General features: G+C 70.0%; 19 protein-coding genes and 1 pseudogene. 7 read left to right on the top strand and 13 right to left on the bottom strand.

Going from position 1 to position 20,594, the window contains the following annotated elements:
- The 5 genes from AB0M65_RS03330 to AB0M65_RS03310 all read left to right on the top strand — a co-directional run.
- Nucleotides 1-1,146 (top strand): PrgI family protein (locus tag AB0M65_RS03330; protein WP_364020648.1); only part of this gene is annotated, 1,146 nt, incomplete at its 5' end.
- A gap of 5 nt (nucleotides 1,147-1,151) precedes the next feature.
- A complete protein-coding gene (locus tag AB0M65_RS03325) occupies nucleotides 1,152-3,122 on the top strand; it encodes a conjugal transfer protein TraC (RefSeq protein ID WP_364020645.1) in 1,971 nt (656 codons plus the stop codon).
- A 73-nt stretch (nucleotides 3,123-3,195) separates the two neighbouring features.
- Nucleotides 3,196-5,763 (top strand): DUF87 domain-containing protein, encoded by a 2,568-nt coding sequence (locus AB0M65_RS03320; RefSeq protein ID WP_364020643.1) that lies wholly within the window; start codon nucleotides 3,196-3,198, stop codon nucleotides 5,761-5,763.
- 130 nt (nucleotides 5,764-5,893) lie between these two features.
- Complete coding sequence (locus AB0M65_RS03315) at nucleotides 5,894-6,979, top strand: replication-relaxation family protein (protein WP_364020641.1); 1,086 nt, start codon at nucleotides 5,894-5,896, stop codon at nucleotides 6,977-6,979.
- Nucleotides 6,980-7,038: 59 nt separating this feature from the next.
- Nucleotides 7,039-8,013: a C40 family peptidase gene (locus AB0M65_RS03310; RefSeq protein ID WP_364020638.1), complete on the top strand. Its 975-nt coding sequence runs from the start codon at nucleotides 7,039-7,041 to the stop codon at nucleotides 8,011-8,013.
- Between the two features lie 224 nt (nucleotides 8,014-8,237).
- Here the strand turns inward: AB0M65_RS03310 and AB0M65_RS03305 are convergent, their stop codons facing one another.
- Nucleotides 8,238-9,206 (bottom strand): alpha/beta hydrolase, encoded by a 969-nt coding sequence (locus tag AB0M65_RS03305; RefSeq protein WP_364020637.1) that lies wholly within the window; start codon nucleotides 9,204-9,206, stop codon nucleotides 8,238-8,240.
- A gap of 193 nt (nucleotides 9,207-9,399) precedes the next feature.
- On the opposite strand from AB0M65_RS03305, the pseudogene AB0M65_RS03300 reads away from it, so the two are divergent.
- Nucleotides 9,400-9,570, top strand: a pseudogene (locus tag AB0M65_RS03300) (hypothetical protein); the annotation flags it as partial.
- A gap of 80 nt (nucleotides 9,571-9,650) precedes the next feature.
- Here the strand turns inward: AB0M65_RS03300 and AB0M65_RS03295 are convergent.
- Complete coding sequence (locus tag AB0M65_RS03295; RefSeq protein ID WP_364020636.1) at nucleotides 9,651-10,259, bottom strand: hypothetical protein; 609 nt, start codon at nucleotides 10,257-10,259, stop codon at nucleotides 9,651-9,653.
- Between the two features lie 502 nt (nucleotides 10,260-10,761).
- Here AB0M65_RS03295 and AB0M65_RS03290 point away from each other — a divergent pair.
- Nucleotides 10,762-11,670: a hypothetical protein gene (locus tag AB0M65_RS03290; protein ID WP_364020634.1), complete on the top strand. Its 909-nt coding sequence runs from the start codon at nucleotides 10,762-10,764 to the stop codon at nucleotides 11,668-11,670.
- A 342-nt stretch (nucleotides 11,671-12,012) separates the two neighbouring features.
- Here the strand turns inward: AB0M65_RS03290 and AB0M65_RS03285 are convergent, their stop codons facing one another.
- From AB0M65_RS03285 to AB0M65_RS03235, 11 genes are all read right to left on the bottom strand, one after another.
- On the bottom strand, nucleotides 12,013-13,263 hold the full coding sequence (locus AB0M65_RS03285; protein WP_364020632.1) for a DNA/RNA helicase domain-containing protein: 1,251 nt from the start codon (nucleotides 13,261-13,263) through the stop codon (nucleotides 12,013-12,015).
- A 626-nt stretch (nucleotides 13,264-13,889) separates the two neighbouring features.
- Nucleotides 13,890-14,237 (bottom strand): hypothetical protein, encoded by a 348-nt coding sequence (locus tag AB0M65_RS03280; RefSeq protein ID WP_364020631.1) that lies wholly within the window; start codon nucleotides 14,235-14,237, stop codon nucleotides 13,890-13,892.
- A gap of 38 nt (nucleotides 14,238-14,275) precedes the next feature.
- Nucleotides 14,276-15,088: a hypothetical protein gene (locus tag AB0M65_RS03275; protein WP_364020630.1), complete on the bottom strand. Its 813-nt coding sequence runs from the start codon at nucleotides 15,086-15,088 to the stop codon at nucleotides 14,276-14,278.
- Nucleotides 15,085-15,576 (bottom strand): hypothetical protein, encoded by a 492-nt coding sequence (locus AB0M65_RS03270; protein WP_364020629.1) that lies wholly within the window; start codon nucleotides 15,574-15,576, stop codon nucleotides 15,085-15,087. The genes AB0M65_RS03275 and AB0M65_RS03270 overlap by 4 nt, the downstream gene beginning before the upstream one ends.
- A 13-nt stretch (nucleotides 15,577-15,589) precedes the next feature.
- Complete coding sequence (locus tag AB0M65_RS03265) at nucleotides 15,590-15,811, bottom strand: hypothetical protein (protein WP_364020626.1); 222 nt, start codon at nucleotides 15,809-15,811, stop codon at nucleotides 15,590-15,592.
- Complete coding sequence (locus AB0M65_RS03260; RefSeq protein ID WP_364020625.1) at nucleotides 15,808-16,287, bottom strand: hypothetical protein; 480 nt, start codon at nucleotides 16,285-16,287, stop codon at nucleotides 15,808-15,810. The genes AB0M65_RS03265 and AB0M65_RS03260 overlap by 4 nt, the downstream gene beginning before the upstream one ends.
- A gap of 36 nt (nucleotides 16,288-16,323) precedes the next feature.
- Nucleotides 16,324-17,241 (bottom strand): hypothetical protein, encoded by a 918-nt coding sequence (locus AB0M65_RS03255; protein WP_364020624.1) that lies wholly within the window; start codon nucleotides 17,239-17,241, stop codon nucleotides 16,324-16,326.
- The gene (locus AB0M65_RS03250) at nucleotides 17,238-17,885 is read right to left on the bottom strand and encodes a hypothetical protein (protein WP_364020621.1); all 648 of its coding nucleotides are present in this window, start codon (nucleotides 17,883-17,885) and stop codon (nucleotides 17,238-17,240) included. The genes AB0M65_RS03255 and AB0M65_RS03250 overlap by 4 nt, the downstream gene beginning before the upstream one ends.
- Complete coding sequence (locus AB0M65_RS03245; protein WP_364020618.1) at nucleotides 17,882-18,433, bottom strand: hypothetical protein; 552 nt, start codon at nucleotides 18,431-18,433, stop codon at nucleotides 17,882-17,884. The genes AB0M65_RS03250 and AB0M65_RS03245 overlap by 4 nt, the downstream gene beginning before the upstream one ends.
- Nucleotides 18,433-18,687, bottom strand: a complete 255-nt coding sequence (locus AB0M65_RS03240; RefSeq protein ID WP_364020616.1) for a hypothetical protein — start codon at nucleotides 18,685-18,687, stop codon at nucleotides 18,433-18,435. Before AB0M65_RS03240 ends, AB0M65_RS03245 begins: the two co-directional genes overlap by 1 nt.
- Before the next feature lie 148 nt (nucleotides 18,688-18,835).
- Nucleotides 18,836-20,593 (bottom strand): hypothetical protein, encoded by a 1,758-nt coding sequence (locus AB0M65_RS03235; protein ID WP_364020613.1) that lies wholly within the window; start codon nucleotides 20,591-20,593, stop codon nucleotides 18,836-18,838.
- Nucleotide 20,594 lies beyond the last annotated feature (1 nt).

Genomic DNA, 20,594 nt, shown 5'->3' with positions numbered 1-20,594 from the left:
TGGTGCGGTTGGGTGTTGTTCGGGGGCGTGTGTGGGTGGGGGGGTTGGGGGCTGGCGTGGGGGTTGGCCCCGGCGCGCCCCCGGCGGGCGCCCCCCCCCACCGCCGTGCTGGCTCTCGGGCAGCGTGATGGTCTGCCTCTGGACCGTCTCGTCCTCGCCGCGATCCGCCAGCGCCTCTCGCCGCGGCACCGGGTCGCCGCGCCCGACGGAGTCCGCTCGGCCCCAGCCTGGCTCACCGCCCAGCACACCGACACCCGTACCCGAGGCCGTGGCGGACGGCGTCCGTCTTCCGCTGGGGCCGAACCAGTGTCCCCGGCACCGCTGGAACTGCCCGCACACGGTGTCGCCGACACCGGCGCGAACGCCGGGATCGTCGACCTCGGCGCCGACGGGCTCGCAGTCATCGCCGTATGCGGCACCGTCAACTTCTCGCTGCGCACCTCGGGGGAGCAAGAGGCGCTCGTCGCCTCGTTCGCGCGCTACCTGCACTCCTTGACCGCGCCCGTGCAGTTCCTCATCCGCGCCGAACGGCTCGACCTCGCCCCGCAGATCGCCGAACTCCGGGCCCACGCCGGCGGGCTCCCGCACCCCGCCTTGGAAGCAGCCGCGCGGGACCACGCGGACTACCTTGCCGAGCTCACCGCCCAGGCGGATCTGCTCCGCCGGCAAGTACTCCTGGTGTTGCGCGAACCGCTGCGCACCAGCCCGGCCCCCGCCGCCGCGTCGAGCGTGCAGTCGTGGCGGCGCCACGGCCGCGACAACGGATCGGTGGACAACGGAGCACGGCAGGCCGCCGAGCAGCGCCTGGTGCGCCGCCTGGGCGAGGCCATCGAACTGCTGACCCCGGCCGGGATCGTGGCCACCCCGCTCGACGCCGCCGCCGCGACCGGTGTTCTCGCGGCGGCCTGCAACCCCGACACCTTCCTGCCGCCATCGGCCGTGCTGGCGGGCGCAGACGAGGTCGTCACCTCCAGCACCACCTTCACCGACCTCTACGGCCCCGACGACGTCGCGGCGGCGTCTCACCCGGCTCCACTGCCGCGCCCTTCCACTGGCGCGCCGCGTCCCGGTCCTCGGTCAGCGCCGGGACCGTGGCTGGCCGAGGACGAGGACTGGGACTACGACGACGAGATTGAAAGCAGGTAGCCCCTATGGCATGCACCAGAAACCACGGCACGGCGGCGCGGTCCGGGTCGGCGGGAGCGTTCACCCCGGACGCGCTGTCGGTGTCCGCCCGGCACCTCGCTGTCGGTAACGAATTCGTCGCCAGCTTCGGTGTCACCGGCTATCCGCAGGAGGTCTACCCCGGCTGGCTCGCACCGCTGCTGACCTACCCCGCGCGGCTGGACGTCTCGGTCCACGTCCAGCCCGTCGACCCGACGACGGCGGCCAGCGGGCTGCGCAGGCAACGCGCGAAACTCGAATCGTCGCGCCGGCACAACGCGCGGCATGACCGGCTCGACGACCCGGACCTCGACGCCGCCGCCGAGGACGCCGCCGACCTCTCGCGCAGCATCGCCCGCGGTGACGGACGCCTGTTCCGCTTCGGGCTGTATCTCACCGTGCACGCCCCGGACGAAACCTCCCTCGCCGAGGAAATCTCCGCGCTGCGGTCGCTGTGCGCGTCGTTGCTGCTGGACGCGAAACCCGCCACCTACCGGGCGCTGCAGGGCTGGGTGAGCACCCTGCCGCTCGGACTCGACCAGCTCGGTCTGACAAGGACGTTCGACACCGCCGCGGTCAGCGCCGCCTACCCCTTCACCTCGCCGGACCTCCCGCCGACCGACCCGACCACCTCGGTTCCCTCCGGCATCCTCTACGGCTACAACGTCGGCAGCTCGGGGCTGGTCCATTGGGACCGGTTCAACTGCGACAACTACAACGCCGTCGTCCTCGGCCGCTCGGGCGCGGGCAAGTCGTACTTCGTCAAGCTCGAGACCCTGCGCAGCCTCTACCGACGGCTCGGCGACATCGAGAACGGGCGGGCCGCCCACGGGGTACAGGCGTTCGTCATCGACCCCGAAGACGAGTACGCGCGGCTGGCCTCCCAGGTCGGCGGCACCTACGTCCACCTCGGTGCGGGCGGGGTCCGGCTGAACCCCTTCGACCTGCCCGTGCACCTCGGCGCGAACGGACGCCGCACCGCGCCACACGACGCCCTCAAGCGGCGCAGCTTGTTCCTGCACACCGTCCTGGCCGTGCTGTTCGGCGCTGAGGTCACCGCCGCCGAACGAGCCGTGCTCGACACCGCGATCACCGAGACCTACCGCACCGCTGGGATCACTGGTGACGCCCGCACCTGGACGCGCCCGGCGCCGCTGCTGCGTGACCTGCGCGACGTCCTCGCCGGCACCGGTGACGGTGGTGACGCGATGGCCGCCGACCTCGCCGCCCGGCTGCACCCGTTCGTCGACGGAAGCTTCGGCGACCTCTTCGACGGGCCCACCAGCGCCGCTCCGGACGGGCACCTCGTGGTGTTCTCCCTGCGGGATCTGCCTGACGAGCTGCGCACTATCGGCACCCTGCTGGTGCTCGACACCGTCTGGCGGCGCGTCTCGAACCCGGCCGACCGCCGGCCCCGGCTGGTCGTGGTCGACGAAGCCGGGATCCTGATGCGCCAGAACGCCGCCGCGCTGTTCTTGCTGCGCCTGGCCAAAGCCGCCCGCAAACACTGGTGCGGGCTCACCGTAGCCACCCAAGACGCCGCGGACCTGCTCGGCAGCAACCTGGGCAAAGCCATCGTGTCCAACGCCGCCACCCAGGTGCTGCTGCGCGCGGCGTCACAAGCCATCGACGAGATCGCCGAGGCTTTTGATCTCTCCGCCGGTGAGCGGCGGTTCCTGCTGTCGGCCGACCGCGGCCAAGGGCTGCTCAGCTCCGGCACGCTGCGCGTGGCGGTCCAGTCGCTGGCCTCGCCCACGGAGAACTTTTTGATCACCACCGACCCCGCTGAACTGGCCCGGTTCGCCGAACAGGACCCGGCTGCCACCGACAACGGCCTCGCCGAGGCCTACATCGACCTCGGTCCCGCCGACACCACCGGACCCGTCCACAAGGCCGGCAGTGCCGACATCGACGACAGGTTCGACGACACAAGACAGGTCGACCTCGACACCGCGTGATCGATCCCCGCCCTCGTTCCGCTTCCCAGCTTTGCCTTGTCTCACAGCAGTCTTCCCGGAAGGGAGTTCCGTCATGGCCGTACCCACCGCAGCATCCCCGGTGACGCAGAACGGGGTGAGTGACTACCTGCGTGACCCCGGCGGCGTCACCGGCCGCCTGCTCGCCGCCGCAGGCGACTGGGCACTGACATGGGGACCCGTCGCCGTCCCAGCCCTGGCCATCGCCTTGACGGGCGCGGTCGTGGCGCGGCGCTGGTGGCGCACTCGCCGCCACACCGCGCTGCTGGCCGACGCCCGCCGGATCACCGTGCTCGCCCCACCCACCGTCGATCCCGCCGGCGGAGCCGCGGTCTGGTCCAACCTCGTCGGCCTCCTTCGCCCCGCCTGGCGGCGGCTCTGGGCCGGGCAGCCTCATCTGGCGATGGAGTACGTGTTCGGCGAGCACGGCGTCACCGTCCAATTCTGGGTCCCCGGCGTCATCCCCCCGTCACTGGTGGAACGGGCGGTCGAGGCCGCCTGGCCCGGCTCCCACACCCGCACCACACCGGCCACCCCGCCCTTCCCCGCCCTGGAGACCGGGCGCCGGCGGATCACCGTCGGCGGACAGCTGCGCCTCGCCCGCACTGAGGCATTGCCGATCCGCACGGCGTTCGACGCCGACCCGATCCGCGGTCTGCTCGGCGCGCCGGTCGGGCTCGGCCGGGACGAGCGCGCCTGCGTGCAGATCCTGGCCCGCCCGGTCACCGGCCGCCGCGTCGCCCAGGCCCGCCGCGCCGCCCGCCGGGTCCACCACGGCTCCTCAGGACGTCTCGGGGGCAGGATCCTCGACGCGATCACCCCCGGCGTGAACTCCACCCGTACTCGCCGGACCCCGGACTCGCGGCGCATCAGCCAGGATCCGCAGCTGTCGCTGGAATATTCGACACAGAACAAGGCGATCGTGGGTAAACAGCGAGGATCCCAGTACGAGACGGTGATCCGCTACGCCGTGGCCACCGACCTCCCCCACGACGCGGCCGACGACCTGGTACGCCAAGCCCGCGACACCGCACGCGGCCGGGCGCACGCCCTGGCCGCCGCGTTCGCCGCCTACACCGACCACAACCACTACACCCGCACCCGCCTCCACCGGCCCGCCCGCGCGATCGCCGACCGCCGCCTCGGCCGCGGCGACCTGCTCTCCGTACCGGAACTCGCGGCACTCGCGCACCTGCCCACCGACGCCGAGATCCCCGGCGTCGAACGCGCCGGAGCCAAAGCCGTCGCCCCACCACCCGGCATCCCCGCCCCAGGCCCGGGCGTGATGCCGCTGGGGCACTCCGACACCGGGCACGCCCGGCCGGTCGGGCTGCGGCTCGCCGACGCCCGCTACCACCTGCACCTGATCGGGCCGACCGGCTCCGGGAAGTCCACCCTGCTCGGCCAGATCATCCTCGACGACGTCGACAACGGCCGTGGTGTCGTCCTGATCGACCCGAAAGGCGACCTGGTCACCGACATCCTCAACCGGCTCCCCCGCAGCGCCGCCGAGCGGGTGGTGCTGTTCGACGCCGACTCCCGCCACCGCCCACCCATCCTCAATCCGCTGGAAGGCGGGGAAACCGACCGCGAGGTCGACAACCTCGTCTCCGTCTTCCGCCGGGTGTACTCGGCGTTCTGGGGCCCGCGCACCGACGACCTCATGCGCGCGGCCTGCCTTACCCTGCGGGCCCAGGAGGCCGTGCCGACCCTCGCCGACCTCCCGAAACTCTTGACCAGCGACGCGTTCCGCTCCCGCATCACCACCGGCCTGACCGACCCGGTACTGCGCGGATTCTGGGAGTGGTACGACGAACTCACCGACTCCAGCCGATCTCAGGTGATCTCGCCGCTGATGAACAAACTGCGCGCGTTCTTGCTGCGGCCCTTCGTGAAAGAAGCCATCGCCGGAGGACGCTCCACAGTGGACATGTCCCAGGTGCTCGATGAGGGCGGGATCTGCCTCGTGCGCATCCCCAAAGGATCGTTAGGTGAGGAGACCACGCGACTGGTCGGATCGCTGGTCGTGGCCCGCACCTGGCAGGCCACCACCGCCCGCGCCCGCGTCCCGCAACGCCTGCGCCCCGACGCCCACACGATCATCGACGAATGCCACAACTTCCTGAATCTCCCCTACCCCATGGAAGACATGCTGGCCGAGTCCCGCGCGTTCCGGAACGGATTCATCCTGGCCCACCAGCACCTGGGCCAGCTGTCGCGAGAACTGAAAGAGGGCCTCTCCACCAACGCCCGCAACAAAATCATCTACTCCGCCTCCCCCGAAGACGCCCGCGAACTCGCCCGCCACACCACACCCCGGCTGTCGGAACACGACCTGTCCCACCTCGGCGTCTACCACGCCGCCGCACGCCTGGTCGTGCACGGCGAGGAAACCGAGCCCTTCACCATGACCACCCAGCCGTTGCCCGCACCCATTCCTGGGCGGGCACGCGAAATCCGGGCCATACTCCGCGCGCAGCGCCGCGCACACAACACCACGACCGGCGAGAGCGGCACGACACCCCGCACCGGAAGCCCAGCGGCCACCACCGCGACGCAGGCCGGACACCGGGTTCCACCGACCCGGCCGCCCAGGACCGACCCACGCCGCACCCGCCCCTAAGCACCAGCCCGACGCGGAGTTCCTTCGCGCCACACGGAAACAGCCGCTGGCACCCGGTTCTCGCCCGTGGCCTGCGTCGGTCTGCCCACAGCACTTGTCCACAGCCTGTTGACAATCAAGGGAGCGCTCGTTGATCACGACCACTACCCGCCAGCACACCTTGCGGGACCATCTGCCCGGACGTCACACCGCCCGGGCCGCCAGCTCGGTCGAGCACCAGGCCATGCTGGCCTCCCGCCTCACCGTCCGCGACAAGTGGCTCCTGGCCTTGCTGCACGAGCACCGGGTCCTGACCAGCTTCCAGATCCAGGACGCGGCGTTCCCCTCCGGCCGGTCGGCACGACAGCGGGTACTCGACCTCTATCTCTGGTGCGCGATTTCCCGGTTCCAGCCATTCCAGCAACTCGGCTCCGCCCCGATGCACTACGTCCTCGGCCCGGCCGGGGCGGCCGTGCTCGCCGCCGAACACGGCCGCGAGGTCAAGGACCTCGGCTACCGGCACGACCGTGCCATGGCCATCGCCCACAACCAGCGCCTCGCCCACACCGTCGGTGTGAACGACTTCTTCACCTCCCTGATCGCCCGCACCCGCCACGCCAAGGCCGACGAGGCGGTGACAGCGTGGTGGTCGGAATCCCGCTGCGCCCGTCACTTCGGTGACCTCGTCATCCCCGACGGCTACGGCCGCTGGTGCACCCGCCACCGCGGCGGCGCCCGGGAGGTGGAGTGGTTCCTCGAATTCGACACCGGAACCGAGTCCCTGACCAAGGTCGGGCGCAAGCTGGCTGGATACGCGCGGCTGGCCGAGTCCACGGGGATCGCGACACCGGTGCTGGTGTGGTTGCCGACCACCCGCCGTGAAGCCGGAGCCCGCACCGCCCTGGCCCGGGTCCACGCCGGCCTCGACGACCCTCGCACGGTGCCGGTGGCCACCGCTGCGGCCGATCTGCTTGAGCCCGCCTCGCCGCATCCGAGCCCGGCCGAGGCGGTGTGGTTGCCACTGACCTCAGCCCGCATTGAGCGCGCCGGCCCGCGCTACAGCCTCGCCGACCTCACCGACGCCTGGCCCGGCCTGGCGCCACCAGCCGGCCCCGGCACCGAGGACGGCGAGGGCGAGCCCGGTGACCCCGCGGTGGCCTCGCCGTACCGGCTGCCACCACCGAGTCCGATCCCGCCGCGGGCAACGCCGAACCGGATCGCGCGCGGCGAGCACTGACCCGGAGCGCCGACCCGCCCGCACAAGTCCTGTCGCTGTGAAAGGAGCGCGATCCAGCCATGGGAAGCAAACTCGGAGCCGCCGTCACCGCCGTGGTACTCGCCATCCCGTTGCTCATCGGCGCCGGAATAGCCGGCATCGTCAGCACGTTGTCCGGCGGCAACGGCACGAGTTCGCTGACCTGTACACCCGACGGGACACCGACCGGCACCGTACCGGGCCTTACTGCCGAACAGATGGGCAACGCCGCCACCATCGTCGCGGTCGGCAAACAGATGGCGATACCCGAACCGGGCTGGGTGGTCGCGATCGCCGCAGCGATGCAGGAATCCAAGCTCCGCAACCTGCACTACGGCGACCGTGACTCCCTCGGACTGTTCCAGCAACGCCCCTCGATGGGCTGGGGCACCCCGCAACAGATCACCACCCCGACCTACGCGGCGACCAAGTTCTTTGAACGTCTCACCGCCACACCGAACTGGCAGGCCATGAGCGTCAACGACGCCGCACAGACCGTGCAGGGCTCAGGATTCCCCAACGCGTACGCGCAGCACGAGGACGAGGCACGTGTGGTCGTCGCCGCGGTGTCCGGAGTGCGCTGCCAACCCACGCCCGCGATGGCCGGAACCGGTGACTGCAACGACATCCAGGCACCCACCGCCGCCGCGATGACCGCGATCAACTACGCGTGCGGGCAGCGAGGGTTGCCGTATGTGTGGGGCGGCAACGGTCCGGTGAACGGTGACAGCGGATTCGACTGCTCAGGCCTGACCAAGGCCGCCTACAACGCGGCCGGGATCTCGCTTCCCCGCACCGCACACACCCAATATCACGCCGGACCACAAGTACCCGACGGGCAACTCCTGCCAGGCGACCTCGTCTTCTACGGTCCGCCCTCGAAAATCCGGCACGTCGGACTCTACATTGGACACGGAAAGATGGTGAACGCCCCAGACTTCGGCCAGCCGGTTCAAATCGACGAATACCGCCATCCCCACGACGACTACGCGGGCGCCACACGACCCACAAACTAGGCTTTTGTGTAGTTTCCGGAGGAACATGACATGTTCCGCGCCTAAATGATATGCGTCTGATCTTTTGGATCAGATGCCGTGGAAAGTTTCCCAGGCTACCTCGCTACAGTGCGCGCTCCTGTACGCCGTGTAGCCGAAGGGTCGTGCCCGTTGTCTGTGTTGCAATTGAAGTCCCCGGAGGTCAGGGAGGTGCCTGGTCCTTTGCGCAGTCCTTGTGACGGATTTCAATGGCGGCACTCCGGCAAGCGGTCCAGGATGTCGACGATCTGGCGAAATTGCTCGCCGGTCGCGGCGTGTCCTGCGTTCACGGTGTGTACGTCGAAGCGGTTGTGTGGGGTCAGTCGGTCGGCCTCGAGGATCATCCGGTCCTGTAGCGCGATGGGGATCAGCCGGTCCGCGGTGTGCCGGATGTAGGTGCGGGGGATGTGGCCCCAGGTGTCCGCCTGGACCTGGGAGTTCTCTCGGCCCACGGTGAGCGATTCGTCGGGTTGCAGATAGGCGAGCGTCGAGTAGAACTCGGCGTCGCCGGCGCCGGCCATAAGCGTCTCCTTCAACGCGGCCAGTGCTTCGGGGTTGGCGGTGCGGTAGTTGGCCCGCACCGCGCCGATGACCGTGGGGTCGGCGACGACCAGGGCGGCGAGGTTGCCGGCCAGGGTCGTCGACCCCTCCGGGGTCGTCAGGTAGTCCTCCGGGCTGGCCAGGTCCACGCAGCAGAACGCGGTGTCGTAGACGATCCGGTCGATGAGGTGCGGCACGGCGTTGCCGACCCGGTTCAGTGTCGCGCCGCCCATGCTGCCGCCGTAGAGGATGACCGGGCCGAACTCGGCGACCGTACGGACCGTCTGGATCGCCGCCGCGGTGTAGGCGTCCAGTCCGATGCCCGCCATCGGCGACGGTCGGGTCGCCAGCGATGCCGGGTCTTGCGGACACTGGTAGTCGAGGGCGAACTGGGCGTCGGTGGCGCGGTGCCCTGGCAGATCCACCCCGACGGTGCGGTGCCCACGCAAGGACAGCGCGTCGATGCCGCCTGGGGTGCCGCTCGCACCAGTGACGATCACGAACGTCGTCGTGCTGCCCCTTCCGTTCCGCGCCTGTGCGGTCGAGCCGCCCTCGGCCAGGGTGAGCCCGCCAGCCGCCGTGCCTGCCGCGGCCGCGCGCAACGCCGTGCGCCTGGAATGCCTCGTGTTTGTCATGACACCGAGTGGACCGCGGTGGGCCGCCGTGCCGGAAGCGGAGAAGGTGGACACCTGCGTCCACGAAAGTTGCACGTTGCCCGGCACCAGAGCGGGTCGGCTATATACGGCATCCCTTCCCGCGCCCCCGGAATCGCCAGCCACCCCCGGATAATCACCACACTCGCCACCACCCTGCACCGCGACATCCGCCGCCGACGGCTGCCTTGTCCTGTCCGACGGGCGCGCCTACGCCAACCCATCCGGTGCCACCACCGCGCTGGGCGGCAACCACCAGAACGGCTGGAGCGCGTTCCGGCGCGTATCCGACGGCCGCACGTTAGGCGAACTGCGCCGCGAACTGGCCGCCCAGCGCGGCCAATGACACCCGGGGTCGGGGGTGTCGCGGGCCATGCGACGACGGGCCGCGCGCAGTGCGTCGAGCTTCTCGGACCGGACGATGGTCTACCCCATTAACAGCCACGTCGCCAGGATCGTGCGGTCCAGGTTCAGGCTGGCTTCGGTCATTCGCAGGTCGGCGCCGTCGAGGCCGGTCGTGATGTCGCCGGGCCAGCCCTGCATGTCGGTGTATTCCATCGGGGTGAGCCCGGCCCAGTCGTAGCCGTGGGGCGGGGTGAACGACGGCGGGGCCGGGGCGCGGCGCAGGTTGGGCAACAGCCCGGCGGCGAGGAAGTCGAATCCTTCCTCGGTCGTGAGCGAGACATCGGGATGGGGTTCGGGGCGTGTCGCGGCGCGTTCGCCGCGACGGATCACCTCATCGCGGGGAAGTGTGGCCAGGACTTGCCCCAAGCGGGTTATGTTGTGAGACGGTGTTTGCCATCGGTGGACCCACAGGCCGCCACGTCCCGGCCCCCAGGACGCGATGGTCACGCCGTCGTGGTGATCGACAGGGTTGGCCACGGGCGGCTCGGCGTAGACCATCATGCCGACCGGGGCGGGCAGGTCCTCGGGATGCAACCGGTAGTCGGTCAGCGTGGTCGCGGCATGGCGGGCGAGTTCGGTCATGTCACCGGAGACGTAGAACAGTTCCGCGACCGGGAGCTGGACGGCCAAGCGTGCCCGCGATGGTGGCGGCCACGTCGTCGGAGCGGTCGAACACCCGCGAGTCGCTCGCGTGGTCGGGCTGTGGGCCTAGAAAGAACTGAAACCAGTTCCGCCGCACCGTCCGGTCCGGTATCCCGTGTCCAGGCTGTCATGCGGGCGCGGATCTCGGGTACTTCTCGTGCGGTCACGGAAATAGGCATGACGGGACCCCCTTTAGGCATTAGCGCTGTTGTCGAAATCGCGGTTATGGTTCGCGGGATGACAGGTCCATGGACGCTCCACGCACGGCGCCATGTCAAGCCACATATAGGTGTTCACCGAAACGGGCGTGCGCGACGACGGCCCCAGGTGTCCACACGAGACACGTGTCTTGTTTGACGAATCGCTTGACATGGAGGCGGTGACGAAGCGTCCATAGACGTGTAGCCCGAACAACCGGATGCGCACCGGCGGGCCGACGCCCCGGCCGGGGCATGACCATCCCATTCCGCACCAACGCAGGGAGATCGTCATGTCCCATCAGAACCACGCCACCCGCACCGCCCCAGCCCCCGACACCGCCGAGGGCGATCGCCACCTGCGGGCCGTGGCCGACGCACCCGGTCAGCAGAACGTGCCGACCACGGAAGACAAAGTGCGAGAAGCGCTGACCGACAATCCCGGCGCGACAACCGCCGCAGTGGCGATGACCGCCGAAGTCGGCCGTTCAACCGCCGCGAAGATCCTGGCCCGCTGGGGACGCGACGGCACCGCGATCCGGACCGCAGGAGATGGCCCGCGCAATCCCGATACCTGGACGCTCACCCCGTCCGACCGTGCCACCGCCGCGCCCAGCACCGAGGACGCACAGCCGGACGCTACGGCGGCGGGCGACACCGCCGAGAACACCGGAACACCGGAGGAACGCGCCACCGTCGGAGACGCCACGGCGGCGCAGGAGACCGAGACCCCTACCGGACCGGAACCCGCCGACGACACGGAACCCACCGCCACGGACACCACCGACTACGAAGCTCCCCCCTCAGCCGACGCCGAGACCGATGACGATGGCACCACAACACCGCCGCCCGGCACCCCAGCGGACGGCGTAACCAAGACCGAGGCCGAGCCGTCTCCGGCGGGGCCGTCTACGGCCACCGGCACCGTGCGGGCGGACACCGACCGACTTCCCAAGGGTGGACTGCGGGCCCTGGTCGAGGAGTACCTGACCGACCATCCGGGTGAGACCTTCGGCCCCGCCACGATCGGTAAGGAGCTGCGCCGTTCGGGCGGGGCGGTCAACAACGCCCTGGAGAAGCTCGTCGCCGACGGGTACGCGCGCAGAACGTGCGAAGCGCCGAAACGGTTCGCCATCAACCCGGACAAGACCGACGTCCCGGATACCACAAAGGACGCCGCCGAGCCCGCCCGCAAAGCCTGACACCCGACCCGCCCTGCCCGCGCGCAGGACCGGTGGCCCATCCTCTAGGGCACCGTCCTGCGCGCGGATTTCTCCGGGAATACCCGGGGCGCGGACCGTTCGCCGGATCGCCCATGGCCCGACGGTGCGGCCCAACGGTGGCGCAGCGCTGCCAGCGACGCCCCCGTAACCCGTCCCGGCACTGCGTGGGCGCCGCCACCGACACCGACCTGAACCTGCCCACACCGTCCGCGCCCTGGCCCGTCAACGGCGGGCGCGGCGGACACGATGGCGCCGTTGCGTGCCTCCGTTGCGGTCAGCTCGTGAACCTGCGTGGCGGCTAGCACGGCGGCAGGTCCCCGGCTACGCGTCGATGACGGCGTGCAGCAGGGCACGGGTTTCTGTGTCGGTGGAGTAGACGACGGTGCCTGCCCTGGCCCGGGTGAGCAGCACGCGGTAGGTGCGGCGCACCCACAGGTCGACGTCGTCCGCTGTCGCGCCGTCGAGGGCGTCGTCGTGGGTGGCGGCGGGATCGGTGACCCATCGGTCGTCGCGCCACAGGAGGTCGGGGCCGAGGATGACGCCGCCGTAGTCGTACTCGAAGCCTTGCGCGCTGTAGACACTGCCGATCTGGCCGGCGCCCGCGGGATCGATCGCCCACAACGGCGAGGGCGGCTGCCCGTTGACCGTTCGCTGGCCCTTCACACTCCACGGGCGGCGCCAGTCGCCGATCACGATGTCGTCGGCCAGCGGATTTCCTGGCCTCGCGTCGGTCCACGGCCAGCACAACCCTGCCGTGATCCGGGCGCTCGCCCCGAGCCTGGTCTTCGCGCGCAGCAGCTGCTGCAGCTCGCCGGGACTGTCGGCCACCCGCAGCTCGAACCGTGGCGCGGGTTCTTCTTCCGCGTTCCATGAGGTCGGCAGGCAGGGTGCGTCGTCGAGGCCTAGAAGGGCGCGGACCCAGCTGTCGTAGCGGACGCTGCGGTGGCGGTGCTGGCTCGTCAGCTCGGCGGTGTGCACGGTCGCGCCACAGGCTCGGGCGGCGGTCTCGAGGTAGTCGCAGGTACCGATTTGCCCTGGCCGGACCGCCTGGTCTTCGTCGAGGAGGAACACCACCACCCGGGCGGCCTCGATCAACTGTGCGGCCTGGGTGCGGTCGCTGCGGCGTGAGGCGGGGGTGTAGCGGGTGTTCGAGGTGGCCCGCAGCTGGTGCGCGTCGTCACACACCAGCAGATCCACTCTGCCGGGCGCGGTGTCGGCGGCGGTGCCGAAGTACTGCAAGAGCCTCTGGGTGGCGCGGGAGCCGTGTCCGGCGGTCTTGCGCAGTGCGGTGGTGAACGCCTGCGAGCCGGTGGCGTGCCGGGCCCGATGGCCGGCGCGCACGGCCTCGCCGAGCAGAGTCAGCGCGAGGGCGCTCTTGCCCGTGCCCGCGGCGCCGGCGACCACCACCACGGCCCTCGGGCCGTTCTCGTCGGCGAGGCACCGTCGCACGTGGCCGAGGACGGCCTGCTGATCGTCGGACAGGGCGAACACGTTGGCGTGGGTGAGCGAGCGGGCCGCGAGGTCGAACAGGGTGGGCGCCGCGGAGTGAGAGGGTGATCCGGCGGTCGGCATGACGAGTACGGTCCTCCTCGTTGCGGCGTTAAACGTGTGCCAGGGTCTCAGGACTCGGCCGTGTCCGTGCCTGGAGCTGCGCCTCGGGCGAGCAGCACCGCACGGCGATGGGTCGGTGCCTCGCCGGGCACGATGTCCGGTCACTCCGGGCTCCCCCACCCGGGTGGGCGCACCTCACCCTCGGATTTCTCGCAGACGGCCTGAACGGTCCGCTCCTAACCGGTAGTTGCCGTCCTGATCAGGCTCGAACCCGGTGGTGAGTACGGGTCATCGCGGCTCTCCTTCGGCAGTCGTATCCCGGCCGGTCGAGGTCGGGTGGACGGGACGGATCCAGCGTTGCGCGACCGGATCCCAGGTGGCGGTCATCACCAGGCGATTGAGGTCGGGCAGGCCAGGTCCGTACAGCCAGCCGAACTCGATACATTCGGCTTCTCCTGGCCATAGCCCGGACCACGTGTCCCGCGGGCACCGGCAGTTCTCGAAGTCGTGACCGAGACGCTGCAGCCCGGTGGCCAGACAGCGAGCTACATCGCACAGTTCGTGGTGAACGTGGCCGATCTCAGCGTGACAGTCCGGGCATAGTGGTTCACGCGGCGGAGTACTTGACGACGCCCTTGGCGGGGTGGTCATGCTGGCCCCCCAGTCGCGTCGCTCCGGGCCTTGATGAACTCGTTCCAGTGCTGGGTCTCGGCGCTGATGTAGGTGTTGTGCAGGCGCACATCGGGGTTCGCGAGCAGTTGCCGGTGCGCGAGGACCAGGCTCGCCCCGGCAGTGATGGCCTCGGCGAGGCGCAGGTGCATGCACGCCCAGTCGAAGCAGCGCCGGTAGTCATCCTGGTCATACGCGCGGCTGCTGAGGGTCGGGTAGATCTCTTGCGCGCGGGTGAACAGGGCCTCGGCGGCTGCGCAGTGCTCGGCGGCGCTGTGCGGCTCCGTCGCGGTGGCCGGGTCGGCGGGTGCGGTGTTCGGCGACATGGTGTCCTCTCCTTCAGTTCGGGGGCTGGAACGTGGGGTCAGCAGGCGGTGAGCACCGCGCGGGCACGGGGATCGGCCAGGACCGGGTGCGTGGTGTGGCGGCCGTCGTCGGCGATGAGCGCGCGCACGCCGAAGCGGGGCGGCCCACCGGAGAGATCGGTCCAGCCGTAGAGGGCGGGCAGCATCGACAGCGCGTGCCCTGTCGCCTCGGCGGCGGGGTCACCGGCGCGGTAGCCGAAGACCTCGACCTCCAGCTCCACCGCCGCGTCGTGGGCCGTGACGGCGTAACGCAGATGCGGTGGCAGCTGGTCCCGCAGCTCGGTGAGGGCGGCGGGAGCACCTGGTTGCGGTGGTCCGGTGAGGTCGGCCAGGATCCGCAGCCCGAGCTGGGGCAGGTCGTGGCGGTAGGTCTCGCCCAGCAGGGGGCCGTAGCGGCGGGCGGTGGTGTCGGCGGCATCGATCCCGGTGTAGCCGCAGCTGTCACGCATAGGCGGGAACACCAGCGGTGTCTCGTCCGGTCCGGGTGGGATGTACTTGTCGCCGCGCATCGACCATCGGTCGCCTCGTCGCGCGGTCCACACCGCGCCGGTGTCGAAGGCGTGTACGTAGTCGGTGCCGTGGCTGGTGGGCCAGGGCCAGGGCCACACCCGGTTTCCGAAAGTCACCTCACCGGCCTCGTGGATCTCGGCGGAACGCAGGAAAAACGTGACGAGGGTGATGAACCCGCCCGCGGACCGGGACCGGGTGATCTCGTCGAACCAGCGGCCATCCGGGACGCCGAGGCGGAGCGAGCCGAGCCAGTCGGCGTCCGGGCCGCGCCCGAGGTAGAAGTCGTGCGTCGTACTACTCATAGAGTGTCACCGCCGATGATGGGCATATCGGCGGGTTTCTCCCGCATCAGCGGCATCGGCACCGACGGCGGCGCGGCCGGATCACGCAGCCACGCGTACAGATCCGGCGGACCGAGCGGATCGTCCTCGCCTTCGGGGAACCAGGGGTTGTGCGGGTCGATGCGGTGCCAGCGGACACCGCCGCCCACCGTGGCGAACACCGCGTCGGCCCGGGGGTCGAAGGTGATGATCCAGGTGCTGTTGTGGCTGGAGTACCACGGCCAGGGCCAGCCGAGCTCGCGCCGATACGCGTGGCCGAGACGTTCCTCCTCCCACACGCCGAAGGTGTCGGCCACGGCCGCGCGGAAGGTGGCCTCGTCGGTCGCGGTGATCGCCAGCCGCAAGGGTGGGACGGCGAGGAAGTTCTCAGGATAGCACTCCCCGTGCAGGGAGCCGATCCACTCGGCGTCCTCGCCGCGTCCGAGGTAGAAGTCGGTGTTGCTCGACATCGCCAGGCCCTCCTTATCGTGACGGCGTATACAAATTCCGGTCAGCTGGTGCCGGGACGCAGGCGTACGGGTCGGGCGGCGGGTACGGCGGCGCCTCGTCGTGGCGCGGAGTGTCCCGGTCGCGCTCGGCTGCGCGATCGAGGAGGAATGCGATCACGATCACCGGTGTCCACGGTCCCGGCAGGACCACGGCCAGTACGGTCCACACGAGACGCTTCTTCCTGTCCTGCATCATTTCTCCTCGAATTGTTTGACAGTAGGGGTTTGGACTGTGTGCCAGGGCTGGTAGGTCGGGAGGTGGAGTGCGGGTGGCGCGGGTGGGTCACACAGCCATCGCGCGAAGTTCGGTGGGCCGCACCGCAACGGTGGGCGCGGGTCGTCGGGGTCGAGGCGGTGCCAGCGATCCCCGCCGCCCGCCGTCATGTGGGCGGCGGCGTCGATGTGGGTGATGATCCAGTCGTTGCTGTGGCTGGATTCCGTCTCCCATGGCCACCCGTTGCGAGGCTCGTGCGCGGCGCCGAGTCCTGTGACGGCCCACATCGGCAGCAGGTCTTTCACCGCCAGCCGGTAAGCCGACGGTTGCCTCGCGGTGAGCGCGGCACGGCCGCGGGGGTCTTTGAGGATGTTGTCGGGGTGGCAGGCGAATTGCAGGGAACCCAGCCACTGCGCCGTCGGGCCGGTACCGAGGTAGAAGTCGGTGCGCGTGACCATCACGCGGTCCTCTCCGGGAGTGGGGATGGCTCGGGTTCAAAGGTCCTCGCGGACCGGGCAGGTGGGTTGGTGTCCGACGCCGGAGGTCAATCCGGGCGGGCACAGCACTGGGGTTCCCGTTGCCCGCGCGTCGAGGTAGCGGCCCAGTGCCGCTGGGTCGTTGGCCGCGATCAGCGGCACCTCGCCGCCGCACTCCGGGCACGGCCCGAGGACGCGTAGGTCATCCACCGTGCCGTTGAAAGAGGTCAACCGGTACTCGGTACCGCCATCGGTGATGGCCACCCGGAACCAGTTCCAGCCGCCGTGCTGACGGTCGGGATCGTCGGTCACCGTCACCGCCGTTCTCTCGACACCGAACTCTTCGGTGACGTCGCGCCCCAGGTTGCGACGCAGAGCGGCCCGTTTGAGACGGGCAGGATGCTGGCTGGAGTCGGGGTCCGGGTTCTGCTGCCGGGCCCGGTCGAAGGCTTCGCGGGCGCGTCTAGCGAGGGTGCTGGCCCCGTGTGACGAGAGTTGTGTCAGTGCGGGAGTGATGCTCTGCCAGTCGTTCCGAGCGTTGTCGATGCTGGGGCGGCCCGTCGGCAGATACAGAACCCGTCCGCCGTCGAAGGTGTATGAGCTGCTCACGTAGAGGTCCGTGCGCCACCAATCGTCCAGCGTCGCGAGTTCGTAGTCGTAACTGGACTCCGCCTGCCCGAACCCGCACAGTGGCCACGCCTGGGTCAGATTGTCCAACGCGGTCAAGAAATCGGTTTCGGTTCCTGCAGTCAGAAACTCGCTTCCGGCGGGAAGCGCCGCGACGGTCGCGGGGTCGGCGATTCTGTCCGGCCATGCGGATCCGAGGTAGCCGTTGAACTCGGCGGCCGGGCCCGTGCCGACGAAGACCTCGACACGGGACGAGTCGTAGAAATGGTGCGGACACAAACGTGAGACGGCAGTGGGTATCGAGGTCATGTCTTCTCCCGGGATTCTGTCGGTGTGGACGGTGCGGTGGTGGCGTCATCGGCACGGAGTGCCTGTGCGAGCGCGGGAATGCGGGTGAGCGCGTCGTCGGTCGGCATGGTCAGGGTGATGCTCATGAGGTCACCGCGCAGGAAGTAGATGCGGACGGGCTCGGGTGCCTGCGGGAACGCCTTTTCCAGTTGTTCCGCGACCTCACGTTGGGCTTCGTGCTGGCGTGTTTGGTTTTCGAGGCGTTCGCGGTGGGCGGTCTGGGCGCGGTCGAGCCACTGGTGGAAGGCCGGGATGAGGCGTTGGTGAATGTGGGTCGCGACCTCGGTGGCCGGTGTAGCGACTGCGTACGTGGCAACGGGAAACTCGTCTCGGCGATACCAGAGGAAGACATCGCGAAGTTCTCGCGGGAGGTCCCCGGGGATGAGCTGGTAGTGCCACGCGCCTTGCCCGGCTACTGGCTGGAAACCGATCCTGACTCCGGTGGCCAAGCACACGATGTCGGCGACTTCGTCTCTGTCTCGGCCACGGCCGACCGTCCACTTGCCCGGTAGCGCGTTCGCGACGTCGATCGCGGCGAGCGCCACCCGATCGTTCTTGGAAATGCGCGCGGGTTTCTCAGTCGGCGAGGTTGTTGTCGTGGTCATGGCCGGGCTCCTTTCGTTGTTTCCGTGCGGAGATCCGACACGTAGGCGGAGTACAGGCAATGCGGGAGGTGGGCGGGGTCGCCGTGGGATTCGAAGGGCACGGTGTCGAGGAAGTGGTGCTCAGACTCGGGGTTGAGGTGAGCGCCGAGGTCCGCGAGGCCGGCGACTCGCGCGACCGGGACCCGCGGTGTCTCGCAGACCGGGCACGGGCCGAGCAGCAACCAGGACCACAGCACGAACCCGGTCGTGTCGGGAATGAGGTACCAGGGACGGCCGTCGCTGGTGATCTCGATGAGGTCGCCGGGACTGGTGCTCGCCCCGGTGCTGTAGTGGCGGTCAGGGTCGTCTCGCACGATCACGGTGTCGACACCGACGCCGAGCGCGGCCGCGAGATGCATGGTGGTGATCGCGCGCCGACCCCACGAGGAGCGGATCGTGTAGCGGTCAGCGAAGGCGTGCGTGGCGACGGCGCGGTGACGACGGGCGGCGGCGATCGCGCGGTCTGCTAGCGAGGCGGATGTGTCGCTGTGCGTCTCGTTGGTGGCCATCACGACCACCCCAATGCGTCGGTGACGGGCGCGGGCACGTACCCGACCTGTTCGCCCGCACCGAGCCACACCACGGGAGGGGCGGTGTCTGCGGGGCCGTCTCCGTCGGCGTTGTCCGGGGCGCACGCGACCCGGGCGAGGAGGTTCTCCAGGGGGTAGTCGGGTTGCGTGGCGAGCCGTAGTGGGGCCGCCGGGTTGTATCGATCGAGGGCGGTGATCAGGTCACCAACGGTCGCGATGGTGGTGTCGGTCATCGGTAGTCATCTCCCGGTAATGGTGTGGTTCGCGGAATGAGGCGATGGTGTGCACGTCGGGCGATTGAGCTTTCTTGGTGTTGTGGTGGGCCCGGGCGGGGCGGACGTGAGGGGGAGGGTGCCCGCCCCGCCCGGGGTCTGGGGGTAGTTAGCGTGTGGCGCGTAGCGCGGCGGTGGCGGCTTGTCCGATGGCGCGGGCGGTGGCGGCGGGGTCGGTGAGGGTGTAGTTCGTGACGCCGTCCATGGGCCGATTCCACGGGCTACCGCCGGGAAGCAGCCACAGGACCGCGCATCCTGTGACGCGTAAGCGATCGAGGAGTCGCTGGCCCGGTTCGCGGGTCTCGTCCTCGAAGTCACCGTCGGAGATGACCACCAGGAGGCGGGCGGCGTTCGGGTGGGACAGGTCGAGGGCGCCGTCGAGGGCTTCGATGGCGTCGTCGATGACGTGTCCGGCGAGGCCTGTGCCGAATTCGGTGATTCGGGCGGGGGTGGCTCCGGGGTGGGTGATCGGGGTAACCAGGCCCGAGCCGAAGGTCACGGTCGCGGTGGTGGCGGGCACGTCGGTGTGGTGGGCGGCGTGGGCGAGAATCCACGCGGCCGAGGCGACCGGTGTCGTGTAGTCCTTCATGGAATCGGTGACGTCGCAGGCGATGCCGAGCCGTAGTGGTGGTGCGGGAACGGTTTTGCGGGTGGTGCGGGTGAATGGTTCGGCGGTGGGGATGGCGCCCGCCGCGCGTTGCGCGGCGGCGGTCATGGCGCCGCGCACCCGTAGCCGTCCGGGCGGTATGACCGAGGTGGTCGTGGTGGTGGTGCGGTCACGGACTCCGGCGGTGGTCAGCGCGCGGGCCAGGTGCCGCGCGGCGGTGCGTTCGTCTGTGGTGGGCGGGCGGGTGCCCGTGATGTGGGTGGCGTACGGGCTGGTCCCGTTGCCGAAGGTCTTGTTCGCCACGCTGACGGCGCTGGCGCGGGCGGCGTCCTCGGCGGCACGCGCCTCCATGGCCTCGGTGACGGGATCGGTCGGCGCGGGGTCTGTGGCGGCCTCGTGGGTGATGGCGGCGGCGGTGGCGGCGATCGCTTGCGCTAATGGGGAAGGCACGCCGTTCCCGCTTCCGGGCTGGGCACCCGGGTCGGCGGCACCGCGATCGGGCGGTGGCTCGTCGGGGTCGTCACCGAGGGCCTCACACCAGCGGCGTCCGAGATCGATCATGGAGGCGGTGTCGTCGTCGTCGGCACGGTGCGCCGCACGCCAGATCGCGCGCAACTTGGCGAGGGTGTCGTCGTTGAGAATGTCGCGCACCACGCGCTCGACCCGGGCGACTTCACGACGGTTGAGGACTCCGCCGTCCACGCGTGCCAGCAGTAGCGCGGCACTCTGCGCGGCGTCCTGTCTGGACATGGTCGGCGCGGCGTTGGGGTCGTTGACTTTCGTGTCGGCGAGGATGAGATGGGTGGCGCTCCCGCGCAGCCAGTACCGATCTTGCGGGCGGCGGCGTAGGTGCGCGGCTTCGATGCGGGACTCTTCCAGCAGGATCGCGGCGGCCACCGCACCGGGTGGCGCGCCCGGGGGTTCACGCCACACCGAGTGTCGCGCGTGGGCGCATTCGTGGGTCAGCAGGCCCCATGCGGTGCGGTAGCGCTTGCGGTCACCGACCCGGTGCGGTGCGACAGTGGCGGGATCGACCCCTTTGGGGAGGTGGATTCCGTCGACTTCGATGGCGGCGAGGTCCGGGAAGAAACAAGCTGGGGCGTCGTGTCCCGCACCGGGGGCGACGGTGACCACGAGGTCGTCTCGGTCGGCGATGGCGGGGACCTCGTCCCCGAATCTGCTGGACAGGGTCAGCCATCCCGGTTTGGCGGGGAACACGGCGGTCGGTGTGGCGGCGGGTGCGGCGATGTGCGCGGGCATC

The organism is Amycolatopsis sp. NPDC051071 (assembly GCF_040682875.1).
In the GTDB taxonomy this organism is placed as follows: Bacteria; Actinomycetota; Actinomycetes; order Mycobacteriales; family Pseudonocardiaceae; genus Amycolatopsis.
Note: the sequence above shows the minus strand (reverse complement) of the source record. Positions and strands in the feature narration are given on the sequence as shown.